Annotated in this window: 8 protein-coding genes; 7 read left to right on the forward strand and 1 reads right to left on the reverse strand. The window is 67.1% G+C overall.

Annotation, left to right across the window (positions count from 1 at the left end; genetic code table 11):
• Window positions 1-45 precede the first annotated feature (45 nt).
• The 5 genes from QPR87_RS15100 to QPR87_RS15120 are packed head-to-tail and all read left to right on the forward strand — an operon-like array spanning window position 46 to window position 5,453.
• Window positions 46-1,638, forward strand: coding sequence for an ABC transporter substrate-binding protein (locus tag QPR87_RS15100; protein WP_104492853.1), 1,593 nt, complete (start codon window positions 46-48; stop codon window positions 1,636-1,638).
• 18 nt (window positions 1,639-1,656) lie between these two features.
• The gene (locus tag QPR87_RS15105; protein WP_285050107.1) at window positions 1,657-2,628 is read left to right on the forward strand and encodes an ABC transporter permease; all 972 of its coding nucleotides are present in this window, start codon (window positions 1,657-1,659) and stop codon (window positions 2,626-2,628) included.
• A gap of 48 nt (window positions 2,629-2,676) precedes the next feature.
• Window positions 2,677-3,510, forward strand: a complete 834-nt coding sequence (locus QPR87_RS15110) for an ABC transporter permease (protein ID WP_041530461.1) — start codon at window positions 2,677-2,679, stop codon at window positions 3,508-3,510.
• Between the two features lie 3 nt (window positions 3,511-3,513).
• On the forward strand, window positions 3,514-4,506 hold the full coding sequence (locus QPR87_RS15115) for an ABC transporter ATP-binding protein (RefSeq protein ID WP_285050109.1): 993 nt from the start codon (window positions 3,514-3,516) through the stop codon (window positions 4,504-4,506).
• A complete protein-coding gene (locus QPR87_RS15120; protein WP_230999955.1) occupies window positions 4,503-5,453 on the forward strand; it encodes an ABC transporter ATP-binding protein in 951 nt (316 codons plus the stop codon). Before QPR87_RS15115 ends, QPR87_RS15120 begins: the two co-directional genes overlap by 4 nt.
• A 145-nt stretch (window positions 5,454-5,598) precedes the next feature.
• Here QPR87_RS15120 and QPR87_RS15125 read toward each other — a convergent pair whose 3' ends face one another.
• Window positions 5,599-6,363 carry an IclR family transcriptional regulator gene (locus tag QPR87_RS15125; RefSeq protein ID WP_104492856.1) on the reverse strand — a complete coding sequence of 255 codons (765 nt, stop codon included), beginning with the start codon at window positions 6,361-6,363 and terminating at the stop codon, window positions 5,599-5,601.
• 223 nt (window positions 6,364-6,586) lie between these two features.
• Here QPR87_RS15125 and QPR87_RS15130 point away from each other — a divergent pair, with 223 nt between their 5' ends.
• Both QPR87_RS15130 and QPR87_RS15135 read left to right on the forward strand, forming a co-directional pair.
• Window positions 6,587-7,894 carry an MFS transporter gene (locus QPR87_RS15130; RefSeq protein ID WP_285050112.1) on the forward strand — a complete coding sequence of 436 codons (1,308 nt, stop codon included), beginning with the start codon at window positions 6,587-6,589 and terminating at the stop codon, window positions 7,892-7,894.
• Between the two features lie 88 nt (window positions 7,895-7,982).
• Complete coding sequence (locus QPR87_RS15135) at window positions 7,983-9,623, forward strand: GMC family oxidoreductase (protein ID WP_230999954.1); 1,641 nt, start codon at window positions 7,983-7,985, stop codon at window positions 9,621-9,623.
• Window positions 9,624-9,759 lie beyond the last annotated feature (136 nt).

Genomic DNA, 9,759 nt, shown 5'->3' on the forward strand with positions numbered 1-9,759 from the left:
GCAGCGTCACCACAGAATTCGGCGCGCGCCCAACAGGAGATCCAGATGACCCCCATCCCCGCCTTTTCCCGCCGGTTCCTGCTGGCCGGCGCGGTCGCCCTGACCGCGCTCGGCACCGCCCCCTCGCTTTCCGCGCAAGAGGCGCAGACGGGCGGCACGCTGGTCGTGGCCTCGGTGCAAAAGCCGCGCCACCTGAATGCCGCCGTGCAATCGGGCATCGCGACCGGCGTGCCGGCGGCGCAGATCTTCGCCACGCTGCTGCGCTATGGCGAGGATTTCGAGCCGCAGCCCTACCTGGCCGAAAGCTGGGAATTCAGCGACGACAGCAAGGTGCTGACCCTGACGCTGCGCAGCGGCGCGACCTTCCACGACGGCCAGCCGATCACCGCCGAGGACGTGGTCTGGTCGCTGGGCGTGGTCAAGGAGAACCATCCCTTCTCCAGCATGCTGGAGCCGGTCGAGGCTTTCGAGGCGCCCGATCCGCAGACCGTGGTCATCCGCATGAAGCAGCCGCATCCGGCGATCCTGCTGGTGCTGTCCTCGGCGCTGACGCCGATCCTGCCGAAGCATGTCTTCGACGACGGGCAGGACATCAAGTCGAACCCCAAGAACAACCTGCCCGTGGGCTCGGGTCCGTTCAAGGTGACCGCGTTCGAGCCGGGCCAGCACATCATCCTGGAACGGCATGACGGCTTTTTCCTGGAGGGGAGGCCCTATCTGGACCGCATCGTGATCCGGCAATACCAGGATGCCAATTCCGGCGTGCTGGCGCTGGAATCCGGCGAGGCGCAGCTTTTCCCGCTGCTCGACTCGACCCGGCTGATCCGGCGGCTGGAGAAGTCCGGCGCCATGACCGTGACCGACCAGGGCTATGCCGGGATCGGGCCGGTGAACTGGCTGGCCTTCAACACCAAGAGCCCGGCGCTGTCGGATGTGCGCGTGCGCCAGGCCGTCGCCCACGCCATCGACCGCGACTTCGTCACCAAGGCGCTGCATTCCGGCCTGTCCAAGCCCGCGGTCGAGCCGGTCGTGCAGGGCAGCCCCTTCCATACCGAGGAGGTCGAGCGCTACGATTTCGACCTGGACAAGGCCAAGGCCCTGCTGGCCGAGGCGGGCTTCGGCGAGGGGGGCGAGACGCTGAAGCTGCGCATCGACTACATCCCCGACAACGAGGAACAGCAGCGCGCCATCGCCGAATATGTCAAGGCGGCGCTGGCCAAGGCGGGGGTCGAGGTCACCGTGCGCGCCTCGCCCGATTTCCCGACCTGGGCGCAGCGCGTGGCCTCCTACGACTTCGACATGACCATGGACCAGGTCTTCAACTGGGGCGATCCGGTGATCGGGGTGAACCGGACCTATCTGTGCTCGAACATCCGCGAGGGGATCATCTGGTCCAACACCCAGCAATATTGCAACGAGGACGTGGACAAGCTCTTGAACGAAGCCGGGGTCGAGCCCGACCTGGCCAGGCGCAAGGAGCTTTACGCGCAGGCGTTCAAGCAGATCACCACCGACATCCCGATCCATTTCATCAACGAGGTGCCCTATCACACGGTCTGGTCGCAGGCCGTGCAGAACCCGCCCGTCTCGATCTGGGGCGCGATGGGGCCGATGGATGAGGTCTGGCTGAAGCAGTAACCGGCGGAGGCAATCCCGATGTATCGACGTATCCTGCGGCAGCTGCTTTATGCAGCCGCCCTGATCCTTGCCGTGCTTGTCCTGAACTTCCTGCTGATCCAGCTGGCCCCCGGCGATCCGGCCGAGGTCATCGCCGGCGAGATGGGCGGCGCGAGCGCCGAAGTCATGGCCGCGATCCGCCAGCAATACGGGCTCGACAAGCCGCTGCCGACCCAGTTGGCGCTGTATCTGGGCCGCGCGCTGCAGGGCGACCTGGGCATGTCCTATTTCTACAACCGCCCGGTGGTCGACCTGATCCTGTCGCGGCTGGGCCCGACGCTGCTTCTGGTGGCGACGGCGCTGGGTTTCGCGATGATCCTCGGCACGCGGCTGGGCATGCTTGCTTCGCGCAATCCGCGCGGCATCGCCTCGGCGCTGGTCACGGTGCTGTCGCTGGTCGGCTATTCGGCGCCGGTGTTCTGGACCGGGCTGATGCTGGTGATCCTGTTCGGCGCCACCATCCCGCTGTTCCCCATCGCCGGCATGATCGACGTGGTGAAGCAGGGCGGCCCGCTGGTCCGGGCGCTGGACATCGCCCATCACCTGGTGCTGCCGGCGCTGACGCTGGGGATGGTCTATCTGGCGCAATACAGCCGGCTGACCCGCGCCTCGATGCTGGAGGTGCTGGGGGCGGATTACATCCGCACCGCCCGCGCCAAGGGCGTCGGCGAGCGGCAGGTCTTTGGCCGCCACGCATTCCGCAACGCGCTGCTGCCGGTCGTGACCGTCGCGGGCATGCAGTTCGGCGCCATCATCTCGGGTGCGGTGCTGGTCGAGACGGTGTTCAGCTGGCCGGGCCTGGGCACGCTGGCCTTCCAGTCGATCCTGGCGCGCGACTATCCGACCGTGCTGGGTATCCTGTTCTTCTCCACCCTGATCGTCATCATCGCGAACCTGCTGACCGACTTCGTCTCGCGTCTGCTGGATCCGCGCCTTGCCGGAGGTCGCTGAGACATGACCGCGCCCGCCAGAACCACGGTTCCAGCCGCCCGCGGTCCCATGGCCGAAGCCTGGGACATCTTTCGCCGCAGCCCCTCGGCCATGCTGGGCCTGCTGTTGCTGGGGCTGGTCATCCTGATGACCTTTGCCGGCCCCTTTCTCTACCAGGTCGATCCGTTCGAGATCGTCTGGGCGCCGCTGACGCCGCCGGGCGAAGAGGCGACGATCCCGCTGGGCACCGACAACCTTGGCCGCGACATCCTGGCCGGGCTGATCGAGGGCGGCAGCGCCACGCTGGCCGTGGGCTTTGCCGCAGCAGCGATCACCATGCTGATCGGGGTGGTGATCGGCGCCTATGCCGGTTTCTACGGCGGCATCGTCGACGACATGCTGATGCGCGTGACCGAATTCTTCCAGGTGCTGCCGCCGCTGCTGTTCGCCATGGTGGTCGTCACGCTGTTCCAGCCGACGCTGGTCAACGTGGCGCTGGCCATCGGCATCGTCAGCTGGCCGCAGACCGCGCGGCTGACCCGCTCGGAATTCCGCCGCATCCGCACGCTGGAATATGTCAGCGCCATGCGCGCCATCGGTGCGGGCGACGGCAACATCATCTGGCGCGTGATCCTGCCCAACGCCCTGCCGCCGCTGATCGTCTCGGCCACGCTGACCATCGGCATGGCCATCCTGTTCGAGGCTGGGCTCAGCTTCCTGGGCCTGTCGGACCCCAACGTCATGTCCTGGGGGCTGATGATCGGTTCGGGGCGCGAATACCTGCTGGACGCCTGGTGGGTGGTGACGCTGCCCGGGGCGATGATCTTCCTGACCGTGCTGGGCGTCAGCCTGGTCGGCGACGGGCTGAACGACGCCTTCAACCCCCGGATGAGGGAGCGCTGAACCATGGTGACCGAACCCGTTCTGGACATCCGCAACCTCAAGGTCGATTTCGCCACCCGCCGCGGCGTGGCCCATGTGCTGGACGACGTGTCCTTCAGCGTCGCCCCGGGCGAGCTTCTGGCCATCGTCGGCGAATCCGGCTGCGGCAAGAGCATGACCGCGCTGTCGATCCTTGGCCTGATCCCCTCGCCCCCCGGCAAGGTGGTGGGCGGCAGCATCCTGTTCCAGGGCCGCGACCTGACCAGACTGCGCCAGTCCGAACTGCGCAGGATCCGCGGCGGCGATATCGCCATGATCTTCCAGGAGCCGATGACCTCGCTCAATCCGGTCTTCACCTGCGGCGAGCAGATCGCCGAGGCGGTGCGCCTGCACCAGAAGGCCAGCCCCAAGGCCGCCTTCGCCCGCGCGGTCGAGATGCTGCGCGCCGTCGGCATCCCCGAGCCGGAGCTGCGCGCCCGGGCCTATCCGCACCAGCTGTCCGGCGGCATGCGCCAGCGGGTGATGATCGCCATGGCGCTGTCCTGCGAGCCGAAGCTTCTGATCGCGGACGAGCCGACGACGGCGCTGGACGTGACCGTGCAGGCGCAGATCTTCGGCCTGCTGGACGAGTTGCGCCAGCAGACCGGCACCGCCATCGTCCTGATCACCCATGACATGGGCGCGGTGGCGGAAATGGCCGACAAGGTCGCGGTGATGTATGCCGGCCGCATCATCGAACGCGGCCCGGCCGATGCGGTGCTGGACAATACCGGCCATCCCTATACCCGGGGCCTTTTGGCCAGCATTCCGCGCGTCGATGCCGACCCCGACGCCGACCTGCCCGAGATCCCCGGCATCGTGCCGGCGCTGACCGACCTGGGCCGGGGCTGCGCCTTCGCGCCGCGCTGCGCGCTGGCCGTCGATGCCTGCCTTGCCGCCCAACCCCGCCATGTCGCCATGTCCGGGGATCACTCGGCCGCCTGCATCCAGCTAGAATCCGGCGAGGTCCCGGCATGAACCAGCTTCTTTCCGTCCGCGACCTCAAGGTGCATTTCCCGACTGCGCATGGCGGCACGGTCCATGCTGTCGATGGCGTCAGCTTCGACATCCGGCGCGGCCGGACGCTGGGCATCGTCGGCGAATCCGGCTCGGGCAAGACCACCACGGCGCTGGCCGTCATGCGGCTGGCCCCGATCACCGGCGGCGAGATCGACCTGGACGGCACGCCGATCAGCCGCATCGAGGGCGAGGAGTTGCGCCGCACCCGGCCGCGCTTCCAGATGGTGTTCCAGGACCCATTCTCGTCGCTGAACCCGCGCGACCGGGTCGGGCGGATCATCCGCCAACCCATGGACCTGCTGGGCCTGGGCGAGCCATCGGGCCGCGACGCGCGGGTCGAGGAGTTGCTGGCCCAGGTCGGGTTGCGCCCCGAGCTGAAATCGCTTTACCCGCACCAGTTCTCGGGCGGGCAGCGGCAACGGATCGGGCTGGCGCGGGCCTTGGCAACCAGGCCCGACCTGATCGTCTTTGACGAGCCGGTCTCGGCGCTGGACGTGGCGGTGCAGGCGCAGGTCCTGAACCTGATCCGCCGCTTGCAGCGCGAAACCGGGCTGACCTATCTGTTCATCAGCCACGACCTTGGCGTCGTGCGCCATGTCTGCGACGAGATTGCGGTGATGTATCTGGGCCAGATCGTGGAAAAGGCGCCCGCCGCGCAGATCTTCGCCGCGCCGCGCCATCCCTATACGCAGGCGCTGATCGCCGCCGCGCCCTCGCTGGCGCCCGAGCATCGGCGCAGGGGCGGCGGCGCGCGGTTGCAGGGCGATCCGCCCAGCCCGGTGAACCTGCCGAAAGGCTGCCGCTTCGCCTCGCGCTGTCCGCTCGCGGTCGAGGATTGCCGCCGGCGGATGCCGACCCTGCGCGAGCTTGCGCCCGGACAGGCGGTCGCCTGTCATCTGGCCTAGCGACCGGCTGGAACGGAAAGGGGGCCTGCCAGGGCCGGGCAGGTCCCGCCGCCTCGATCACGTCGGGATGGTATGCCGCGCCCTGTCGATCCGGTGCGGGGCGGTCAAGACATGGCCACCCCTGCCTGTCAGCGGCCCGGATCGCCTATATCAGCTGCGTCAACTCTTCGGCGGCGGCGCGCAGGTCGGGCAGGTGCTTCAGCCCTTCGGCCAGGGTCAGCCGCTGGACCGGGGCGTGAAAGGACACCGTCGCGACCAACTGGCCCGAGCGGTCCAGCACGGGCACGGCCACGGCGATCATCCCGGGCACGAATTCCTCGGAATCGGTCGAATAACCCTGCTGCCGGATCTGGCGCAGCGCCTCGCGCAGCCTGTCCGGCTCGGTGATCGTCTGCCCGGTATGAGCCGTCAGATGGGCGCGTTTCAGATAGCGTTCAAGCTTGCCGTCGTTGATCAGCGACAGGCACAGCTTGCCCGCCGCCGTCGCATGCAGCGGCACGCGCGAGCCGACGTGAAGCTGGATCCGCAAGGGCCAATGCGTCTCGACCCGGTCGACGTAAAGCATCGCATCGCCGTCGGGGATCGACAGGTTGCAGGTCTCGCCCAGCCGCTGGTTCAGCCGAATCAGCACGTCGCGCTGCGGCAGGTTCTGATGCCAGAACCGGATCACCCCCTGCATCATCTGCCGCAGTTTCGGCCCCGGCTGATAGCTGCGCCCGTCGATATGGCGGCTCAGGAAACCCTCGGCTTCCAGGTTGCCGACCAGCCGGTGGATGGTCGGCACCGGCAGCCCCAGCGCGGCGTTGATCTCGGTCGCCGTCAGGGGCCGCCCTTCGCTGGCAAGAACCTCAAGAATCTGAAGATTCCGAAAGCTCGGCGGCAGGGAGGGCTTGTCCTGAATACTCGTCATGATCGTGCTTTTCCATCGGTTCCCGGTCCGACTCTACATCGCTGCAAGCGTGGCTCCAACCGCCCGGATCAAGATATGAACAATCAAAAATGAGAGTATGACTACCAAAAATGCTTTGACATGAATCGGCAGGCTGAGGCAACCTCCGCTCATCGGCGAGAGGAGGACTCGCCGGGCAGACGATTGAAAATCGAAGCAACGTCTCAGCATCAGGGAGGATGTCATGGCGGTAACCACCGCCGGCGCCAACGCGTTTGGCGGCCGGGAACACGATGTCAAAAAGGTCGTGTTCGCAAGCCTGGTCGGATCGACCATCGAATGGTACGATTTCTTTCTTTACGGCGTCGTGGCCGGGATCGTCTTCAACAAGCTGTATTTTCCGGCGGACGACCCGACGATCTCGGTGCTGCTGGCCTATGCGACCTTCGCCGTGGGCTTTGTCGCCCGCCCGCTGGGCGGGTTGGTCTTCGGCCATTTCGGCGACCGCATCGGCCGCAAGACCATGCTGGTCCTGACGCTGCTGCTGATGGGCGGCGCCACCGTGCTGATCGGCCTTTTGCCCACCTACGACCAGATCGGCATCCTGGCGCCGATCCTGCTTCTGGTGTTGCGGGTGGCCCAGGGCATCGGCATCGGCGGCGAATGGGGCGGCGCGGTGCTGATGGCCCATGAATTCGCGCCCGAGCACAAGCGCGGCTTCTATGCCTCGATCCCGCAGATCGGCCTGTCGCTGGGGCTGTTCATGGCCTCGGGCGTGATGGCGCTCTTGACCATGCTGCCGGACGAGGCCTTCATGGCCTGGGGCTGGCGCACCGCCTTCATCGCCTCGATCGTGCTGGTCGTGCTGGGCACCTGGATCCGCAGCAATATCGGCGAAAGCCCCGAGTTCAAGAAGGCCAAGGCGGAATCGCGGGCCAAGGACCAGGGCCTGCCCTTCGTGGACATGATCAAGCGCTATCCGGGCAACGTCACGCTGGGCATGGGCGCGCGCTATATCGACGGCGTGTTCTTCAACGTCTTTGCGGTGTTCTCGATCCTCTACCTCACGCAATACGTGGGGCTGGAGCGGTCCTTCGCGCTGTGGACGGTGTCGGGCGCGGCCATTGTGATGGTGTTCTGCATCCCGTTCTTCGGCCGGCTTTCGGACAGGATCGGGCGTCCGCGGACCTATGCGATGGGCTCGGCCCTGCTGGCGCTGAGCGTGTTCCCGGCCTTTGCGCTGATGTCCTCGGGCGATCCCTTGCTGGTGGTGCTGGGCATCGTGCTGCCCTTCGGCGTGGTCTACCCGATGTGCTACGGCCCCGAGGCCGCGCTGTTCTCGGACCTGTTCGATCCCAGCGTGCGCTATACCGGCGTGTCCTTCGTCTACCAGTTCTCGGGCATCTTTGCCTCGGGGATCACGCCGATGATCGCGACCTGGCTGATGGCGGCGAACGACAACGACCCCTTCTGGCTTTGCACCTATGTGGTCTTTGCCGGGCTGGTCTCGATGGTTTGCGCCATGCTCATCGGCCGGCGCGAGCGCCGCTGACCGCCAGCCGGGCGGCCTGCACCTCGCGGGTCGCCCGGAAACCCCCTCAGGATGTCGGGGCGCGCATCGTCCCATAAGGATCAAGATCATGAGCCATGAAGCAAACGTGCCGGATTACATCGTCGTCGGGGCTGGTTCGGCAGGTTGCGTCGTCGCCAACCGGCTTTCGGCCGATCCGGCCGTGCGGGTCACACTGCTCGAGGCAGGCAATCGCGACAGCAGCCCCTGGATCCATATCCCGGTCGGCTATTTCCAGACCATGCACAACCCCCGCTTCGACTGGTGCTACGAGACCGAGCCCGATCCGGGGCTGGCCGGCCGTTCGCTGCACTGGCCGCGCGGCAAGGTGCTGGGCGGCTCGTCCTCGCTGAACGGGCTGCTCTACGTCCGCGGCCAGCGCGAGGATTACGACCGCTGGGCGCAGATGGGCAACGACGGCTGGTCCTGGCGCGAGGTCGGCCCGCTGTTCGAGGAGTTGGAAACCTTCCAGCGCGGCGAGGGCGAGGGTCGCGGCATGCATGGCGCCCTGCAGGTCTCGGACCCGCGCCTGCGCCGCCGCATCTGCGAATTGTGGATCGAGGCCGCCAAGGCCAACGGCATCCCCTATAACCCCGATTACAATGGCCCGGTGCAGGACGGCGTCGGCCATTTCCAGTTGACGGTGGACAAGGGGCGGCGCTGCTCGGCGGCGGTGGCCTTCCTGCGTCCGATCCGCCACCGGCAGAACCTGCAGGTCGTCACCCGTTCGCTTGTCCGCCGCATCGTGATCGAGCAGGGCCGCGCCACCGGGGTCGAGATCCAGCGCCCCGACGGCAGCCGGCAGGTGATCCGCGCTGCGCGCGAAGTGATCCTGTGCGCCGGCGCCATCGGCTCGCCGCAGATCCTGATGCTCTCGGGGGTGGGCGACGCGGATCACCTGCGCGACCTGGGCATCGCCGTGCAGCACCATTCCCCCGAGGTGGGCCGCAACCTGCAGGACCACCTGCAGGCGCGGCTGGTGTTCAAATGCCGCGAGGCGACGCTGAACGACGAAGTGCGCAGCCTCGTCAACAAGGCCAGGATCGGGCTGGAATATGCGCTCTTCCGCACCGGACCGATGACCATGGCGGCCAGCCTGGTCTTCGGCTTCCTGCGCACCCGGCCGGGGCTCGCGACGCCCGACATCCAGTTCCACATCCAGCCCTGGTCCGCCGACAGCCCGGGCGAGGGCGTGCATCCGTTTTCGGCCTTCACGCAATCGGTCTGCCAGTTGCGGCCGGAAAGCCGCGGCACGATCACGCTGCGCTCGGCCGATCCCTCGGCCGTGCCGGTGATCGCGCCGAACTACCTCGCGACGCAGACCGATTGCGACACCCTGGTCGCGGGGATCGAGATCGCCCGCAAGCTCGCCCGCACCGAGCCGCTGAAATCCGCCATTTCCGAGGAATTCCGCCCGACCGCCGACGTGCAGGGCCATGACGAGATCCTGGACTGGGCGCGGATGAACTCGACCACGATCTACCATCCGACCGGCACCTGCCGCATGGGCGCGGATGCGCGCGCCGTGGTCGATCCGCGCCTGCGGGTGCGGGGCATTCGCGGCCTGCGGGTGGCCGATTGCTCGATCATGCCCGAGATCGTCTCGGGCAACACCAATGCCCCGGCCATGATGATCGGCGCCAAGCTGGCGCGCCTGGTCCTCGAGGACCGCCGCACCGAAGGCGGCGCCGACACCACCAAAGCCGCTTGAAAGGAAGAAGCCATGAAGATGACGACTGAGGAGTCTTTTGTCAAAACCCTTCAATTGCACGGGATCGAGCATGCCTTTGGCATTATCGGCTCTGCGATGATGCCTGTTTCGGACCTGTTTCCGCGGGCCGGGATCA

Origin of the sequence: Paracoccus sp. SSJ, from assembly GCF_030234105.1 — a bacterium.
GTDB lineage: Bacteria > Pseudomonadota > Alphaproteobacteria > Rhodobacterales > Rhodobacteraceae > Paracoccus > Paracoccus denitrificans.